Consider the following 15520-nt stretch of genomic DNA (forward strand, 5'->3'; position numbering starts at 1 on the left):
CGCGGTTCCACCATGCGGACACCGAGGTCACGACCTCATCACGGTCCCTCTCGGGCCGGGTGCAACCTTCCGGACGGCAGCTAGGTTCTGCGCACCGATCGGCGCCCGGTCGGCGGTCGTCGCGTACGCGCGCCGGCGCCGGGCGCACTGATGACACTGGGAGTCATTTGATGCGCACTGGCACTACTGCCCGCAGCATCGCCGTCACCGGTGCCGCCCTGCTCGCGCTGACCGCCTGCGGTGGCGGCGACGAGGACGGTGGCACGTCGGCCGAGGGCGGCGGCGACAGCGGCGAGAAGCAGGTCAACGTCTACGGCACCGACGGCAACATGGGCAACGCGCTCGGGGAGTCGTTCACCGAGGAGGGCGCGCTCGCCGGGATGAAGGGCACCACGCCCCTGACCGACCTGGGTGAGGACTTCACCAACCGGCTGCTCGAGGTCGACCCGAACCTGGTCGACTTCAACTACGCCGGCGAGACCTACGACGCGATCATGATCTCCGCGATCGCCGCGTCGCTGGCGGGCAGCGCCGACCCCGCCGTGTTCGCCCCCTACATCAACGGCGTGACCTTCGGCGGGGAGACCTGCACGGACTTCGCCTCCTGTCAGGAGATCGTCAACGCCGGGGGCAACCCCGACTACGACGGCGTCTCCGGCCCGCTGGCCTTCGCCGCGCCCGGTGAGCCCTCCGTGGCCAGCTTCGGCATCCTGCAGTTCGGCGACGACAACACGATCGCCGCCGACGAGACCGAGTTCGTGCTCGCCGGCGACGAGGCGAACGCCGCGGAGGACGAGGGCCCTGCGCCGGCCCCGCCGGGCGCCACCTCCGACGACCCGCTCGTCATCGGCACCCTGCTCCCGCAGACCGGCGACCTGGCCTTCCTAGGCCCCCCGGAGATCGCCGCCGCCGAGCTGGCCGTCCAGGAGATCAACGGGGTCGGCGGCGTGCTCGGCCAGCCGGTGCAGCTCATCCAGCGTGACTCCGGTGACACCTCGACCGACATCGCGACCCAGTCGGTCGACGCCCTGCTGCAGCAGAACGTCGACGTGATCGTCGGTGCGGCGTCCTCGGCCGTCACCCGGACGGTCATCGACAAGGTCACCGGTGCCGGTGTCGTGCAGATCTCGCCGGCGAACACGTCCGACGAGTTCACCAACTACGACGACGGCGGGCTGTACTTCCGCACCGCCCCGCCGGACACGCTGCAGGCTCGCGCCCTGGCCGACGAGATCATCGCTGACGGTGTGAGCACCGTCGGGATCCTCGCCCGCAACGACTCCTACGGCACCGGGCTGGCGGAGAACACCGTCGACAACCTGGTGAGCAGCGGGCTGGCGGAGGACAGCATCGAGCTGGTCATCTACGACCCCACGGCGGCGAACTACGACGCCGAGGTGCAGCAGATGGTCGACCTCAACCCCGACGCCATCGTGGTCATCGGCTTCGACGAGTCCGCCCGGATCATCGAGGGGCTCAACGCGCAGGGCATCGGCCCGGCGCGCGGCTGAACCCGGCGAGCGGATCGCTGATCCGCTGACAGCCACCAGGGGCCCGGTACCGCATCGGTGCCGGGCCCCTGTGCGTCTGCCCGGTCGCAGTGCACACCGCTGCGCGCCGTCGCCGCAGCCGTGCGGTCGTCGCCGCGGTGGCAGACGCCTGGGGTCGCGACCACGGGCCCGGGGCCACCCGCGGCGCACCGGTCAGGACGACGACGGCGCCGGCACCCCGTGCGGGGTGCCGGCGCCGTGTGCGTGCCGAGCGGGGGTCAGTGCGCCTTGGCCAGCGTCCCGAGGTAGAGCTCGATGACCTTCGGGTCGTGCATCAGCGACTCGCCGGTCGCGGTGTAGGCGTTGCGCCCCTGGTCGAGGACGTAGCCGCGGTCGCAGATCTGCAGGCAGCGCCGGGCGTTCTGCTCGACCATGATGATCGAGACCCCGGTGGCGTTGATCCGGCGGCACCGGATGAACACCTCGTCCTGGTACACGGGGGAGAGGCCGGCCGAGGGCTCGTCGAGCAGCAGCACCGACGGCTCCATCATCAGCGCCCGGCCCATGGCGACCATCTGCCGCTCGCCGCCGGAGAGCGAGCCCGCCTTGATCCGACGCCGCTCACCGAGCATGGGGAACAGCTCGGCGACGTAGTCGAACCGCTCCTTGAACACCTTGGGCCGCAGGTAGGCGCCCATCTGCATGTTCTCCTCGATGGTGAGCGAGGGGAACACGTTGTTGTTCTGCGGCACGTAACCCACACCGAGGGACACCAGCCGGTGCGCGGGCGCGGAGGTGATGTCCTCCCCGCGCAGCGTCACCGTGCCCGAGCGCACCGGGATCAGCCCGAAGAGGGCCTTGAGCAGCGTCGACTTCCCGGCCCCGTTGGGGCCGATGATGCCGACCAGCTCGCCCTCCTGCAGGTAGAAGTCGCACCCGTTGAGGATGTTCACCCCGGGGACGTAGCCGGCGACGAGCTCGTCGGCCCGCACCAGGGCGCCCTCGGCCAGCCGGGTGTGCTCGGGCCGGGTGGCGGCGAGCTCGGCGGGGGAGACGCCGGCCGTGGGGCCGTCCTCTCCCGTGGCGACCGGCGCGCCGGTGCCCTGGTCGACCGGCCGGTCGAACTCGTACTCGGGGTTCGTGCTGGTGCGCGGGTCCCCGCCCGCGCCCGGATCGATCGTCATCGGTCGCCGCCCTTCCGGTGCGTGCCGTCGGAGCGGAGGGTGTCCCCGCCCCGGCCCTGCTGCCGCGCGATCGTGTCCTCGGCCTCGGCGAGCTGCGCGTCCTCCTCCTCGAGGCTGAGGGGGGCGTCGTGGTGGGCGCCGAGGTAGGCGTCGACCACGGCCTGGTTCTGGCTGATCGACTCCGGCGGCCCCTCCGCGATCACGTTGCCCGCGGCCATCACCACGACCCAGTCGCTGATGTCGCGGACCACGTCCATGTCGTGCTCGACGAAGATGACCGTCATGCCCTGCTCGCGCAGGTCCTTGACGTGCCCGAGCAGGCTCTGGGTCAGGGCCGGGTTCACGCCGGCCATCGGCTCGTCGAGCATGACCACCTTCGGGTCGCTCATCAGCGCCCGGGCCATCTCGAGGAGCTTGCGCTGACCACCGGACAGGGTGCCGGCGAACTCGTCCTTCTTGGCGTCGAGCTTGAACCGTCGGAGCAGTTCCAGCGCCTTCTCGGTGTTGGCCCGCTCCTGCGCCCGCCACAGCCCGGGGACGAGCGCCGAGAAGAAGCCCTCGCCCTTCTGCCCCTGGGCGCCGAGCAGCATGTTCTGCAGCACGGTGAGCCGGGAGAGCGCCTTGGTGAGCTGGAAGGTGCGCACGACGCCGAGCCGGGCCACCTGGTGCGACGCCATCTTGCCCAGCGGCCGCCCGTCGAAGGACCAGGTCCCGCTGTCGGGCTGGTCGAACCCGGTGAGCAGGTTGAACAACGTGGTCTTCCCGGCCCCGTTGGGGCCGATCAGCCCGGTGATCCCGCCGCGCTGGACCTCCAGGTGGTCGACCGACACGGCGGTCAGCCCGCCGAAGGTGCGGGTCACCCCGTCGACGACGATCGCCGGGTCGGGCTTGGCGACGCCGACTTCCCAGGGCACGTCGCGCAGCGCCTCGCGGGCCAGCATGCGGGCGCCGGACGCCGTGGCGCCGGTGGGGATGGGCTCAGCGGGCATCGAGCATCACCTCTCGTCGGTCGCCGAAGATCCCCTGCGGGCGGAACACCAGCAGCAGGATCAGCCCGAGACCGATGATGACGAAGCGGATCTGGGCGACGTCGGTCGTCGACAGCAGGCCCTCGGGGATGACGCCGGTCTCGATCATGCTCCGGAGACCGGAGTCGGCGAACTGGATGATGAAGTACATCAGCATGGCGCCCACGACGGGCCCGAGCACGCGCGCGGCGCCGCCCAGGATGAGCGCCACGTAGGCGAGGAACGTGTTGGCGTTCTGGTACTGGTCCGGGGTCGCCGACCCGGTGCCGAGGGCGTAGACCATGCCCCCGAGGGCACCGAAGACGCCGCCGAGGACCAGCGCCTGCATCTTGTAGACGTACACGTTCTTGCCGAGCGCGCGGACGGCGTCCTCGTCCTCGCGGATCGACTTCACGACCCGGCCCCACGGGCTGCGGACCAGGCCCCACACCAGCAGGCAGCCGAGGGCGACCAGCGTCCAGCCCACCGCCGTCACCCACAGGTCCGCACCGCTCCAGAAGGTGCCGAGCAGGCGGTAGCGGCGGCTGGTGTCCCACGGGGCCAGCTCCACGAAGCCGCGGTTGAAGCCGGAGATGCCGCGGGAGCCGTTGGTGACCGGCGTCGCCGACACCGAGCGGAACAGCAGCCGCAGCCCCTCCGCCGTCGCGATGGTCGCGATGGCGAGGTAGTCCGCGCGCAGCCGCAGCGTGGGGAGGCCCAGCAGGAGCGCCAGGACCACCGCGGCGGCGAGCCCGATGGCGACCCCGACCCAGAAGTTCAGCCCCCACTGGCTGACCGAGACCGCGATCCCGTAGGCGCCGACCATGGCGAAGGCGATCTGGCCGAAGTTGAGCAGTCCGGCGTAGCCGAACTGCATGTTGATGCCGAGCGCCAGGAGGGCCAGGAAGACGGCCTGGAAGCCGATTCCTGCCTTGACCGCGATCGCCAGCGCGTCGATGAACTCACCCATTGCTCAACCCACCCGAACCCGGCTGCCGAGGATGCCCTGCGGTCGGACCATGAGGATCACGATCAGCAGCAGGAGCCCGCCGACGTACTTGACGTCGTTGGGGATGACCAGCGTGGACATCTGCACGAAGACGCCCACGACGATGCTCCCGACCAGCGCGCCGTAGGCGGTGCCGAGCCCGCCCAGGGTCACCCCGGCGAACATCAGGAGGAGCAGCCGGAAGCCCATGTCCCACTGGACCTCGTCGGACAGCCCGAGCAGCACGCCGCCCAGCGCGGCCAGCGCGCCGCCCATCATCCAGACGACCAGGATCACCCGGTTCACGTCGATGCCCGACGACGCCGCGAGATCGCGGTTGTCGGCCACCGCGCGCATCGCCTTGCCCATCGTGGTCCGCTGCAGCATCAGCGCGACCAGCAGGAGTACGACCAGCGCGATGACGATCGAGTAGAGGTCCTTGTCGGTCATGTTGAACGGGCCGTAGTCGACGGCGCGCTGCCCGCGGTAGTCGGCGTACGCCTGCGAGCTGCCCCCGAAGAAGATCTGGTAGGCGTAGCGCAGCAGCAGCGAGAGGCCGATCGAGATGACCAGGGCGGCCACCAGGCCGGTGCCCCGGCTGCGCAGCGGCCGCCACAGCAGGCGCTCGTTGAGCAGGCCCACGACCGCGCCGATCACCATCGCCAGCAACGCGGCCGGGATCAGCGGCACCCCGCCCTCGACGTTGATGAACCAGGCGGCGATGGCGCCGATGGTCACCAGCTCCCCGTGCGCGAAGTTGGTCAGGCCGGTCGTCCCGAAGATCAGCGACAGGCCGACCGCGGCCATGGCGATCAGCAGGCCGAAGCGCAGGCCGTCCACCAGCAGCTGGACCCACCGGACCGTGCCGCCGCCGGAGTTCCGGCTGCCGTCGTCGAGGCCGATGATGACGCCCTGGTTGCGACCGGGGTCGACGGTGACGGTCCGGCTGTTGCCCGAGTTGAACTCGACCCCCTCGGGGAGCGCGTCCTCGGGGACGGTGACCGTGTACTCGCCGGGGCCGGGCAGCTCGACGGCGAACCGGCCGTTCTCGTCGGTCTCGTCGGTGCCGACCTCGTCGCCGTCCGGCGTGGTGACGACGACCTCGACCCCCTCGATGGGGCCGCTGAGGCTGGTGCGCAGGGTGCCGGAGACCTGCTCGCTCGCGGTCTCCGCCGGGTCCTCCGCTGCGTGCGCGGCGCCCGGGGTCAGCGTGGCGAGGCCGGCGGTGAACAGCGCGACCAGCAGCAGGCGCAGGGCCGTGAGGCCGCCGCTCCCCGGTGTGCCGGCCGGCTTCCCAGACCACGCGCGTGCGGGCCTGCATCGTCGACCGTGCCGGCGGACACGGTCCGTCGGGTGCGTCACTCGACCTCCTCGGCGGATTCGTTGAGGCAGGAACCTAACGCAGTTGCGCGGTCAAGCCGCCACCGTGCGCCGAGCTGTGACCTTTCCGCGACACGCCGTGCTGCGGGCGTTGCGGACAGTCGCGAGATGTAGACCGGGCGGGGGACGCGGCCGATCCGGCGGGCTCAGCCCCGCGCGGCCATCGACATGCAGGTCAGCCGTGCGGTGGCGGTCCGACGGCCCTGGTCGTCGGTGATGTCGATCAGGAAGGTGGAGAGCGTCCGCCCACGGCGCACCGGCGTGCAGACGGCCGTCACCGTGCCGGCCGTCGCCGCGCGGAGATAGCTGACGTTGAGCTCGATGCCGACTACCTGCCGGTCCGGGCCGGCGCCGACGGCCGCGGCCATGGACCCGATCGTCTCGGCGAGCGTGCAGGTGGCCCCGCCGTGCAGCAGACCGAAGGGCTGCTCGTTGCCGGCGACCGGCATCGTGGCGACCAGCCGGTCGGGGTTCCAGTCGGTGATCCGCACGCCGAGCTTGTCGTCGAGAGGGCTGCTGATGCCGTCGGGCAGCCAGTCCGGGGGAGGGGTGGTCACGGCTGGCACCGTAGCCAGCGGTCGGCGCCCCGGTTCTGTCGGGAGCCGCCCCTAGGATCGTCGACGATGTCCGCTCCGGTTGCCACCTCCGCGCCCGCCGCCCCCTCGAGCACGGGCACGCGCCCGCGCCTGCTCCTGCTCGACGGGCACTCGCTGGCCTACCGCGCGTTCTTCGCGCTGCCGGTGGAGAACTTCTCGACCACCACGGGCCAGCCGACGAACGCCGTCTACGGCTTCACGTCGATGCTGATCAACATCCTGCGCGACGAGCAGCCCACCCACCTCGCCGTCGCCTTCGACGTCGGCCGGAAGACCTTCCGCAGCGAGATCTACGCGGAGTACAAGGCCAACCGGGCCGAGAGCCCGACCGACTTCCGCGGCCAGGTGAGCCTCGTCCAGGAGGTGCTCGGCGCGCTCCGGGTCCCGGTGATCACCGCCGAGGGCTACGAGGCCGACGACGTCATCGCCACGCTCACCGTGCAGGCGGTGGAGCACGGCATGGACGTGCTGATCGCCACCGGCGACCGCGACGCGCTGCAGCTGGTCAACGAGCACGTCACCGTGCTCTACCCGCGCAAGGGCGTCTCGGACATGACCCGGTTCACGCCGGAGGAGGTCGAGGCCAAGTACGGGCTGAGCCCCGTGCAGTACCCCGACTTCGCCGCCCTCCGGGGGGACCCGAGCGACAACCTGCCCAGCATCCCGAGCGTCGGTGAGAAGACCGCCGCCAAGTGGGTGCGGGAGTACGGCTCCCTCGACGCCCTGGTCGACCAGGTCGACACGGTCAAGGGCAAGGTGGGGGAGAAGCTGCGCGAGCACCTCTCCTCCGTGCTGCAGAACCGGCGCCTCACCGAGCTCGACCGGCAGGTTCCCCTCGAGGTCGGGCCGCAGGACCTCGCCGTCCAGGCCTGGGACCGCAACGAGGTGCACACCCTCTTCGACAACCTGCAGTTCCGCGTGCTGCGCGACCGGCTGTTCGCCACGCTGACCAGCGCCGAGCCGGAGGTCGAGGGCGGCTTCGACGTCACCGTCGACGAGGTCCCGGCCGGCGAGCTCGGCTCCTGGCTGGACGCCCACGCCCGCACCGGGCAGACCGGCGTCATCTTCCGCGGCACGTGGGGTCGCGGCACCGGTGAGCTCACCGGGCTGGCGCTGGCCGCCGCGGACGACCACACCGCCTTCGTCGACCTCGGCCCGGCCCTGGACGTCGCCGACGAGCAGGCGCTCGCCGCGTGGCTGTCCGACGCCGAGCGCCCCAAGGTCGTGCACGAGGTGAAGGGCCCGCTGCTGGCCATCTGGGCGCGCGGGTGGGAGCTCGCCGGGGTCGTCAGCGACACCGCGCTGGCCGCCTACCTCGCACTGCCCGGGCAGCGCTCGTTCGACCTGGGCGACCTCGCGGTGCGTTACCTGCGCCGGGAGCTGAAGGACGCCGCCGAGGCCGACGGTCAGCTCACCCTGGACGGGCTCGGGCCCAGCGAGGACGACCGGGCCGCCGAGGCCGCGAAGGCCGACGTCCTCAAGGCCGTCGCGGTCAACGACCTCTCCGATGCGCTGGAGCAGGTGCTCGGCCAGCGCGGTGGCGGCCACCTGCTCGGCGAGATCGAGCTGCCGCTCACCCGGGTGCTCGCCGCGATGGAGTACCGGGGCATCGCCGCGGACCTGGAGTTCCTGCACGACCTGCAGAAGGAGTTCGCCGACGGCGTCGCCGCGGCGGCGGCCGAGTGCTACGCCGTCATCGGCCGGGAGGTGAACCTCGGTTCCCCGAAGCAGCTGCAGGCGGTGCTCTTCGACGAGCTGGGTCTGCCCAAGACCAAGAAGAACAAGACCGGCTACACCACCGACGCCGAGGCGCTGACCGGCCTGCTGGCCACGACCGGGCACCCGTTCCTGGAGCACCTGCTCCGCCACCGCGACGTCACGCGGCTGCGCACCGTCATCGACGGCCTCATCCCGATGGTCGACGACGCGGGCCGCATCCACACCACGTTCCAGCAGACGATCGCGGCCACCGGCCGGCTCTCCTCGACCGACCCGAACCTGCAGAACATCCCGATCCGCACCGCCGAGGGCCGCCGGATCCGGCAGGCGTTCGTCGTGGGCCAGGGCTACGAGTCGCTCATGACGGCGGACTACAGCCAGATCGAGATGCGGATCATGGCGCACCTCTCCGGCGACGAGGGGCTCATCGAGGCGTTCACCTCGGGGGAGGACCTGCACTCCTTCGTCGCGTCCAAGGCGTTCGACATCCCGATCGAGGAGGTCGACCCGGAGATGCGGCGCCGGATCAAGGCGATGAGCTACGGCCTGGCCTACGGCCTCTCCGCCTACGGGCTGTCCGGGCAGCTGCGCATCTCCGTGGAGGAGGCGCGCGAGCAGATGCACGCCTACTTCGAGCGCTTCGGCGGCATCCGCGACTACCTCGACGGCGTCGTGGACGACGCCCGGCAGACCGGCTACACCGAGACCACCCTGGGCCGCAGGCGCTACCTGCCCGACCTCACCAGCGACAACGGGCAGCGCCGGCAGATGGCCGAGCGGATGGCGCTCAACGCGCCCATCCAGGGCTCCGCCGCCGACGTGATCAAGGTCGCGATGCTCAACGTGGAGAAGGCGATCGCCGCCGAGGGACTGCGGTCCCGGATGCTGCTCCAGGTCCACGACGAGCTCGTGCTCGAGGTCGCGCCGGGGGAGCAGGACGCCCTGGAGGCGCTGGTCCGCCGGGAGATGGCCGGGGCCGCCCAGCTCTCGGTGCCGCTGGAGGTCTCGGTCGGCGTCGGGCCGAGCTGGGACGCCGCCGCGCACTGAGCCCCTCCCGGGCCGATGTGTCAGCTCCCGCGCTGCTGATCATGTCGGAGGCATGAGCTCTCCACGCACGCCCGGTCCCGAGCAGCAGCCGGTCCCGCCCTGGCTGGCCCGGTCGGCGGCCGTGGGTGGCCGGCTGCTCGTGCTGGCGGTCCTGCTGTGGTTGCTCGCCGGGTTCGCGGTCCGGCTCACCCTGCCCCTGGTGGCCGTGGCCGTGGCGCTGCTGCTGGCCGGTGTCGCCGCGCCCGCGGTGGGGTGGGCCGAGCGCACGGGCGTTCCGCGCTGGCTGGGTGCTCTGGGCGCCCTCGCCCTGCTGCTGGCGGCGGTGGCCGGGATCGCCGCCGGGCTGGGCGCCCGCATCGTCGATCAGCTGCCCCAGCTGCGCGACCAGTTCCAGCAGGTCACCGGGCAGCTGTCGGAGCGGTTCGGCATCCAGGTGCCGTGGGCGAACTCCTCCGGTGGCGGCTCGGGGGCCGGGGGCGCGAGCGCCGGCGATCTCCTCGGCCCCGCCCAGACCGCCGCCGAGGTGCTGATCGCCGCCTTCCTCACCGTGGTGCTGGCCTTCCTCTTCCTGGTCGGTGGGGCCGGCATGTGGAGCTGGCTGCTGGGCAAGTTGGCCGGCCGGGTGCGCGAGGACGTCGACGCCGCCGGTCGCGCCGCCTGGACGACGGTCGGCGGTTACGTGCGCGGGCTGACGGTCGTGGCGCTGTTCGACGCGGTCGGCATCGGCGCCGGGCTGCTGCTCATCGGCGTCCCGCTGGCGCTCACGCTGGCCGTGCTGCAGTTCCTCGCCTCCTACATCCCCACGATCGGCGCCTTCGTCGCCGGCCTCCTCGCGGTGGCCGTCGCCTACGGCTCCGGCGGGCTGACGACGGCGCTGTTGGTGCTGGCGCTGGTGGTGGTCGTCCAGCAGATCGGCAACGACGTCGTCGAGCCGTGGGTGATGAGGAACCGCCTGCCGCTCAACGCCGTCACCGTGCTGATCGCCGTCACGGTCGGCGGCGTCCTGTGGGGGATCGCCGGCGCGCTGCTGTTCGTCCCGCTGGCGGCCGCGATCACGGCCGCGGCGCACGAGCTGTGGGTGCGGCGCGGGCGCCCGCCCATCGCGGGGGAGCCGGCGGAGGCGTGACCGGCGCGGGGATCAGGCCGCCGGCTTCCCGCAGACGATGATCAACGTCCCGGGCACCAGCGCGCCGCGCTCGGGGGACCACTGGCCCCAGTTCTCGGTGCGCCCCGGCGTCCACTCCGGCTCGACCAGGTCCTGCAGCACCAGGCCCGAGCCGACGACGGCGCGCACCCAGTCGCCGACCGTGCGGTGGTGCTCCACGTAGACGGCCCGGCCCGCACCGTCGGTCTCCACGTACGGCGTGCGGTCGAAGTAGGAGGCCACGATCCGCAGGTCCTCGGGATCGGGCGAGTCCGGGAACGGCCAGCGCATCGGGTGGTTGACCGAGGCGACGAACCGGCCGCCGGGTCGCAGCACCCGCGCCACCTCGCGCAGCGCCCCCTCGACGTCGGCGACGAAGGGCAGCCCGCCGAACGCGGAGCACACGACGTCGACGCTCGCGTCGGCGACCGGGAGGGAGCCGACGTCGGCCTGCAGCAGCGGGACGGCGATGCCCGTGGACCGGTTCAGCTCCGCCGCGCGGGCGAGCATGCCGCCGGAGAGGTCCATGGCCACGACCTCCGCTCCGGCCGTCCGCAGCCACCGGGCGCAGGGCGCGGAGCCGCAGCCGATCTCGAGCACCCGCCGGCCGGCGACGTCGCCCAGCAGGTGCGCATCGGCCTCCCGCAGCCCCTCGGGGCACCAGAGGAAGTCGGCGTCCCCCAGGTCGGGGCCGTGCTCGGCGAGGTAGGCCGGCGCGGCCGCGTCCCACCAGCGGCGGTTGGCGCGCACCGACTCCGCGGTGCCCGCCGGGCGGCGGGCGACGCCCCCGGCGGCCGGGTAGCCGTCGCTGCCGAGGGGGAGGGGCGGGCCGGCGGAGGATGCGTCCATGACACGCCGATGGTGACACGCCGCCGACCGGGGAAGACCGCTCCCACCCAGGTGGACCGGACGCGCCCGGCGTCCGTACCATGGAGACGCGCCAGAGGTCTGTCGTGCCCTTCCCTTTCCGGGAATGCCCGCGCCGGTTCTCCCCGCTGTACCTCCCCGCGGTCCGACGGCCGCGGGTCGTCCTGTCCCTACGCATAAACCGTCCGGAGCAACCAACCACATGACCTCCACTCAGGTCCGTCCTTCCAGCACTCCCCAGGTCGCCATCAACGACATCGGTACCGCCGAGGACTTCCTCGCGGCGATCGACCAGACGATCAAGTACTTCAACGATGGCGACATCGTCGAGGGCGTCATCGTCAAGGTGGACCGGGACGAGGTGCTGCTGGACATCGGCTACAAGACCGAGGGCGTCATCCCCTCGCGCGAGCTGTCCATCAAGCACGACGTCGACCCGAACGAGGTCGTCAGCGTCGGCGACGAGGTGGAAGCCCTGGTCCTCCAGAAGGAGGACAAGGAAGGGCGGCTGATCCTCTCCAAGAAGCGTGCGCAGTACGAGCGCGCCTGGGGCACGATCGAGGCCAAGAAGGAAGCCGACGAGGTCGTCACCGGCACCGTCATCGAGGTCGTCAAGGGTGGCCTCATCCTGGACATCGGCCTGCGCGGGTTCCTCCCGGCGTCGCTGGTCGAGATGCGCCGCGTCCGCGACCTGCAGCCCTACGTGGGTCGCGAGCTCGAGGCGAAGATCATCGAGCTGGACAAGAACCGCAACAACGTGGTCCTGTCCCGCCGCCAGTGGCTGGAGCAGACCCAGTCCGAGGTCCGCAGCGAGTTCCTCAACAAGCTCGCCAAGGGTCAGGTCCGTTCGGGTGTCGTCTCCTCGATCGTCAACTTCGGTGCGTTCGTGGACCTGGGCGGCGTCGACGGCCTGGTGCACGTCTCCGAGCTGTCGTGGAAGCACATCGACCACCCGTCCGAGGTCGTCGAGGTGGGCCAGGAGGTCACCGTCGAGGTCCTCGACGTCGACCTGGACCGCGAGCGGGTCTCCCTGTCGCTGAAGGCGACGCAGGAGGACCCGTGGCGTCAGTTCGCCCGCACCCACCAGATCGGGCAGGTCGTCCCCGGCAAGGTCACCAAGCTGGTTCCCTTCGGCGCGTTCGTGCGCGTCGACGAGGGCATCGAGGGCCTGGTGCACATCTCCGAGCTGGCCGAGCGCCACGTGGAGATCCCGGAGCAGGTCGTGCAGGTCGGCGACGAGATCCTGGTCAAGGTCATCGACATCGACCTGGACCGCCGCCGCATCTCGCTGTCGCTCAAGCAGGCCAACGAGGGCGTCGTCGGCGACGAGGAGACCTTCGACCCGGCCGCCTACGGCATGGCTGCGTCCTACGACGAGCAGGGCAACTACATCTACCCCGAGGGCTTCGACGCCGAGACCGGCGAGTGGCTCGAGGGTTACGACGAGGCCCGCGAGGCGTGGGAGCGGCAGTACGCCGAGGCCCAGGCGCGCTACGAGGCGCACCGCAAGCAGATCGCCGCGGCCAAGGAGGCCGACGCCGAGGCTGCGGCGGGCGGCAGCTACTCCAGCGACGACGCTGCCGGTCCGGACGCCCCGGCCAGCACCGGCGGCACGCTGGCCAGCGACGAGGCGCTCGCCGCGCTGCGTGCCAAGCTGGCCGGCGGGGAGTGACCTGAGGGTCTGACCCGCCAGCGCTGAACGTCAGAGGCCCAGGACCCGAGCGGTCCTGGGCCTCTGGCGTTCCCGGCTGCTGTCCGAGCCCGCGCGGGTGCGTCGGCTTGGGTGCGAGCACGGCGAAGGGCCCGTGGACGGTGTCCACGGGCCCTTCGCGTCGTCGATCGACCCTGCTGGAGGGTCCTCTTTCAGAGGCTCAGGATGATGGCGAACGCCGTGCGGGGGCGGCCGCCGGAGCCGGCGAGGAAGCTCCAGGTGTGGCGGCCGGTGGTCGGCGTGGAGAACATCCAGCGCAGCAGCGAGCTGCGGTGGGCGACGGCGGGGCGCTGGTACTGCATCCGCTCGCGGACGGCGGGGATGTCGGCGCAGCGCACGCCCGAGGCAGCACCGAGCCGGTGCCGGCCGGCGGCGCGGGACGACGGGGATGCGACGGGCGTGTGACGTGACATGTTCTCGTTCTGCCTCTCTCGGCGGGGAAGATCGCCGGGGCAGACGTTAACGGTGGTGCGCGTGTGACTGCTGCGACGCGCCCGGCGCGTCGGCGGCGTGTTACCTCTCCGTGATCTGCGTCCGGGCGGTCGCTACTGTCCGTGCGTGCTGAGGATCGGACTCACGGGTGGCATCGGTTCGGGCAAGAGCACCGTGGCCCGGTTGCTGGCCGAACGGGGCGCGGTGGTCGTGGACGCCGACCGGATCGCGCGGGAGGTGCTCGAGCCGGGCACCCCGGGGCTCGCCGCGGTCGCGGCCGCGTTCGGCGACGGGGTGCTCGCGGCCGACGGCTCCCTCGACCGCGCCGCACTGGCGGCGATCGTGTTCTCCGACGAGGAGGCCCGCCGTCGGCTCGATGCGCTGGTCCACCCGATGGTGCGGCAGCGGTCCGCCGAGCTGGTCGCCACGGCGCCGGACGACGCCGTCGTCGTCAACGACGTCCCCCTGCTCGTGGAGACCGGGCAGGCGGGAACCTACGACCTCATCGTCGTCGTGGAGGCCGACCTGTCGACGCGCCTCGCCCGGCTGGTCGGGCGGGGCCTCACTGAGGCCGACGCGCGTGCCCGGATCGCCACGCAGGCGAGTGACGAGCAGCGGCGCGCGGTTGCCGACGTCGTCCTGGACAACAGCGGGTCCCTGGAGCAGCTGGCCGAGCAGGTCGGGCGCTTCTGGGCCGAGCGGGTCGAGCCGCTGCGGAGCTGAGCGCCGGCCGCCCGGGGAATCGTCGCCGTGCGGTGGTGCGAGCTCGATCACGTGCGCCGGCCACGGGCACGCCGTCCCGAGACGCAGCAGAGCCCCGGGCCGAGCCCCGGGGCTCTGCTGTCGTGGTGGGCGATACTGGGATCGAACCAGTGACCTCTTCCGTGTCAGGGAAGCGCGCTACCGCTGCGCCAATCGCCCTTTTCCGGCCTGACGACCGGACCCTCCTCCGCGCTCGTGCCCCGCGAGGAAGCGACGAGGTGGAGACGGGATTTGAACCCGTGTAGACGGCTTTGCAGGCCGTTGCCTCGCCTCTCGGCCACTCCACCGCACGCGGGCACCGATCTCTCGACCGGTGCCCGAGGTTCCGAGCGGACGACGGGATTCGAACCCGCGACCCTCACCTTGGCAAGGTGATGCTCTACCAGCTGAGCCACGTCCGCGTTACGAGAAGAACTCTAGCGGACGTCCGGAGGGGGTGTGCAGGGGGGGGTCCCCCACCCTCTTCCCCCGGGGGTCCACCGGAGCGTTCTCGCAGGTCAGTGTCCTGGCGAGTCCGGCCCGCCGTTGGACAGCAGGGCGTCGAGCTCCGCGTCCAGTTGCAGCAGTGCGCCCTCCGACCCGGACGGCACCAGGGCCTCGGTGTGGCGGAGGAAGGCGGCGACCGTCGCGCGGGAGAGCTCGAAGAGCGCCTCGCCCGAGGGGGCCCGCAGGTGCAGGTACAGCAGGTCGGCCGTGGCGCGCGCGGGCCACACCCGGACGTCGCCGTCGCCGGCGGGGTGCTCGAGGCCGGCCTGGAGCAGTTCCCGGCTCACCAGCCAGGCGATGCTCTCCTCGCCGTCGACCGCGTCGTCCGAGTCCCCGGCGTCACCGAAGGCGATGCGCACCGCGTAGGGATCGGTGGGGTCGTAGCAGAGCAGGGCCGGGACCTCCGTCCACGAGCGCGGGCCGACCAGCTGCAGGGTGACGGGGGAGATGTGGCCGGGAGTCCATCGGCTGGTCATGACAGTTCCAACGACGGCGCTTGTGAGAAGTGACGTGCTTCGTGTGCTCTGGTCACACCCGCATCATGCGCCACGGACGGGTGTTCCGAACCTGCTGGGCGTGTCGCACCGGCCGGGTCGCCACCGCCGCGACGTGCGTCGTGCGGGGGGCTCGGCGACCCGGTGGCGCTCGCCACGTGCGACGTCATGCGGTCACAGATCGAGATCGGCGCCGTAGGCTCCCAGGTGACC

Annotated in this window: 13 protein-coding genes and 3 tRNA genes; 5 read left to right on the top strand and 11 right to left on the bottom strand. The window is 71.9% G+C overall.

Going from position 1 to position 15520, the window contains the following annotated elements:
• The first annotated feature begins 170 nt into the window (after positions 1 to 170).
• Positions 171 to 1511, top strand: a complete 1341-nt coding sequence (locus ACI8AG_RS15145) for an ABC transporter substrate-binding protein (protein WP_456597703.1) — start codon at positions 171 to 173, stop codon at positions 1509 to 1511.
• A gap of 257 nt (positions 1512 to 1768) precedes the next feature.
• Here the strand turns inward: ACI8AG_RS15145 and ACI8AG_RS15150 are convergent, their stop codons facing one another.
• The 5 genes from ACI8AG_RS15150 to ACI8AG_RS15170 form a co-directional block, all read right to left on the bottom strand.
• Positions 1769 to 2674: an ABC transporter ATP-binding protein gene (locus ACI8AG_RS15150; protein WP_456597704.1), complete on the bottom strand. Its 906-nt coding sequence runs from the start codon at positions 2672 to 2674 to the stop codon at positions 1769 to 1771.
• Positions 2671 to 3663 carry an ABC transporter ATP-binding protein gene (locus ACI8AG_RS15155; RefSeq protein WP_456597705.1) on the bottom strand — a complete coding sequence of 331 codons (993 nt, stop codon included), beginning with the start codon at positions 3661 to 3663 and terminating at the stop codon, positions 2671 to 2673. The genes ACI8AG_RS15150 and ACI8AG_RS15155 overlap by 4 nt, the downstream gene beginning before the upstream one ends.
• Positions 3653 to 4651: a branched-chain amino acid ABC transporter permease gene (locus tag ACI8AG_RS15160; RefSeq protein WP_456588604.1), complete on the bottom strand. Its 999-nt coding sequence runs from the start codon at positions 4649 to 4651 to the stop codon at positions 3653 to 3655. The genes ACI8AG_RS15155 and ACI8AG_RS15160 overlap by 11 nt, the downstream gene beginning before the upstream one ends.
• 3 nt (positions 4652 to 4654) lie before the next feature.
• Positions 4655 to 6031, bottom strand: a complete 1377-nt coding sequence (locus tag ACI8AG_RS15165; protein WP_456597706.1) for a branched-chain amino acid ABC transporter permease — start codon at positions 6029 to 6031, stop codon at positions 4655 to 4657.
• Between the two features lie 164 nt (positions 6032 to 6195).
• Positions 6196 to 6606 carry a PaaI family thioesterase gene (locus tag ACI8AG_RS15170; protein WP_456588606.1) on the bottom strand — a complete coding sequence of 137 codons (411 nt, stop codon included), beginning with the start codon at positions 6604 to 6606 and terminating at the stop codon, positions 6196 to 6198.
• Between the two features lie 66 nt (positions 6607 to 6672).
• Between ACI8AG_RS15170 and polA the strand changes: the two genes are divergently transcribed.
• Both polA and ACI8AG_RS15180 read left to right on the top strand, forming a co-directional pair.
• Entirely contained in the window at positions 6673 to 9411 is a 2739-nt protein-coding gene (gene polA / locus ACI8AG_RS15175) for a DNA polymerase I (RefSeq protein WP_456597707.1), read from the top strand.
• Positions 9412 to 9463: 52 nt separating this feature from the next.
• Complete coding sequence (locus ACI8AG_RS15180; protein WP_456597708.1) at positions 9464 to 10537, top strand: AI-2E family transporter; 1074 nt, start codon at positions 9464 to 9466, stop codon at positions 10535 to 10537.
• 12 nt (positions 10538 to 10549) lie between these two features.
• Here the strand turns inward: ACI8AG_RS15180 and ACI8AG_RS15185 are convergent, their stop codons facing one another.
• Complete coding sequence (locus ACI8AG_RS15185; protein ID WP_456597709.1) at positions 10550 to 11404, bottom strand: class I SAM-dependent methyltransferase; 855 nt, start codon at positions 11402 to 11404, stop codon at positions 10550 to 10552.
• Positions 11405 to 11624: 220 nt separating this feature from the next.
• Here ACI8AG_RS15185 and rpsA point away from each other — a divergent pair, with 220 nt between their 5' ends.
• Positions 11625 to 13094, top strand: coding sequence for a 30S ribosomal protein S1 (rpsA, locus tag ACI8AG_RS15190; RefSeq protein ID WP_456588610.1), 1470 nt, complete (start codon positions 11625 to 11627; stop codon positions 13092 to 13094).
• 191 nt (positions 13095 to 13285) lie between these two features.
• Here rpsA and ACI8AG_RS15195 read toward each other — a convergent pair whose 3' ends face one another.
• The gene (locus ACI8AG_RS15195; RefSeq protein ID WP_456588611.1) at positions 13286 to 13546 is read right to left on the bottom strand and encodes a hypothetical protein; all 261 of its coding nucleotides are present in this window, start codon (positions 13544 to 13546) and stop codon (positions 13286 to 13288) included.
• A gap of 145 nt (positions 13547 to 13691) precedes the next feature.
• Between ACI8AG_RS15195 and coaE the strand changes: the two genes are divergently transcribed.
• A complete protein-coding gene (gene coaE, locus ACI8AG_RS15200; protein ID WP_456597710.1) occupies positions 13692 to 14288 on the top strand; it encodes a dephospho-CoA kinase in 597 nt (198 codons plus the stop codon).
• A 123-nt stretch (positions 14289 to 14411) separates the two neighbouring features.
• On the opposite strand, the gene ACI8AG_RS15205 is transcribed toward coaE, so the two are convergent.
• The 4 genes from ACI8AG_RS15205 to ACI8AG_RS15220 form a co-directional block, all read right to left on the bottom strand.
• A tRNA-Val gene (locus ACI8AG_RS15205) sits at positions 14412 to 14486 on the bottom strand.
• A gap of 57 nt (positions 14487 to 14543) precedes the next feature.
• Positions 14544 to 14614, bottom strand: a tRNA-Cys gene (locus tag ACI8AG_RS15210).
• 41 nt (positions 14615 to 14655) lie between these two features.
• A tRNA-Gly gene (locus tag ACI8AG_RS15215) sits at positions 14656 to 14728 on the bottom strand.
• Positions 14729 to 14824: 96 nt separating this feature from the next.
• Positions 14825 to 15289 carry an SsgA family sporulation/cell division regulator gene (locus ACI8AG_RS15220; protein WP_456588613.1) on the bottom strand — a complete coding sequence of 155 codons (465 nt, stop codon included), beginning with the start codon at positions 15287 to 15289 and terminating at the stop codon, positions 14825 to 14827.
• Positions 15290 to 15520 lie beyond the last annotated feature (231 nt).

The sequence above is a fragment of the Blastococcus sp. SYSU DS0552 genome (assembly GCF_054050815.1).

Bases quoted from the DNA above. Each gene is read 5' to 3' on its own strand.
- ACI8AG_RS15145 (WP_456597703.1), top strand. From the start codon at position 171: ATGCGCACTGGCACTACTGCCCGCAGCATCGCCGTCACCGGTGCCGCC.
- ACI8AG_RS15150 (WP_456597704.1), bottom strand. From the start codon at position 2,674: ATGACGATCGATCCGGGCGCGGGCGGGGACCCGCGCACCAGCACGAAC.
- ACI8AG_RS15155 (WP_456597705.1), bottom strand. From the start codon at position 3,663: ATGCCCGCTGAGCCCATCCCCACCGGCGCCACGGCGTCCGGCGCCCGC.
- ACI8AG_RS15160 (WP_456588604.1), bottom strand. From the start codon at position 4,651: ATGGGTGAGTTCATCGACGCGCTGGCGATCGCGGTCAAGGCAGGAATC.
- polA (WP_456597707.1), top strand. From the start codon at position 6,673: ATGTCCGCTCCGGTTGCCACCTCCGCGCCCGCCGCCCCCTCGAGCACG.
- ACI8AG_RS15180 (WP_456597708.1), top strand. From the start codon at position 9,464: ATGAGCTCTCCACGCACGCCCGGTCCCGAGCAGCAGCCGGTCCCGCCC.
- ACI8AG_RS15185 (WP_456597709.1), bottom strand. From the start codon at position 11,404: ATGGACGCATCCTCCGCCGGCCCGCCCCTCCCCCTCGGCAGCGACGGC.
- rpsA (WP_456588610.1), top strand. From the start codon at position 11,625: ATGACCTCCACTCAGGTCCGTCCTTCCAGCACTCCCCAGGTCGCCATC.
- ACI8AG_RS15195 (WP_456588611.1), bottom strand. From the start codon at position 13,546: ATGTCACGTCACACGCCCGTCGCATCCCCGTCGTCCCGCGCCGCCGGC.
- ACI8AG_RS15220 (WP_456588613.1), bottom strand. From the start codon at position 15,289: ATGACCAGCCGATGGACTCCCGGCCACATCTCCCCCGTCACCCTGCAG.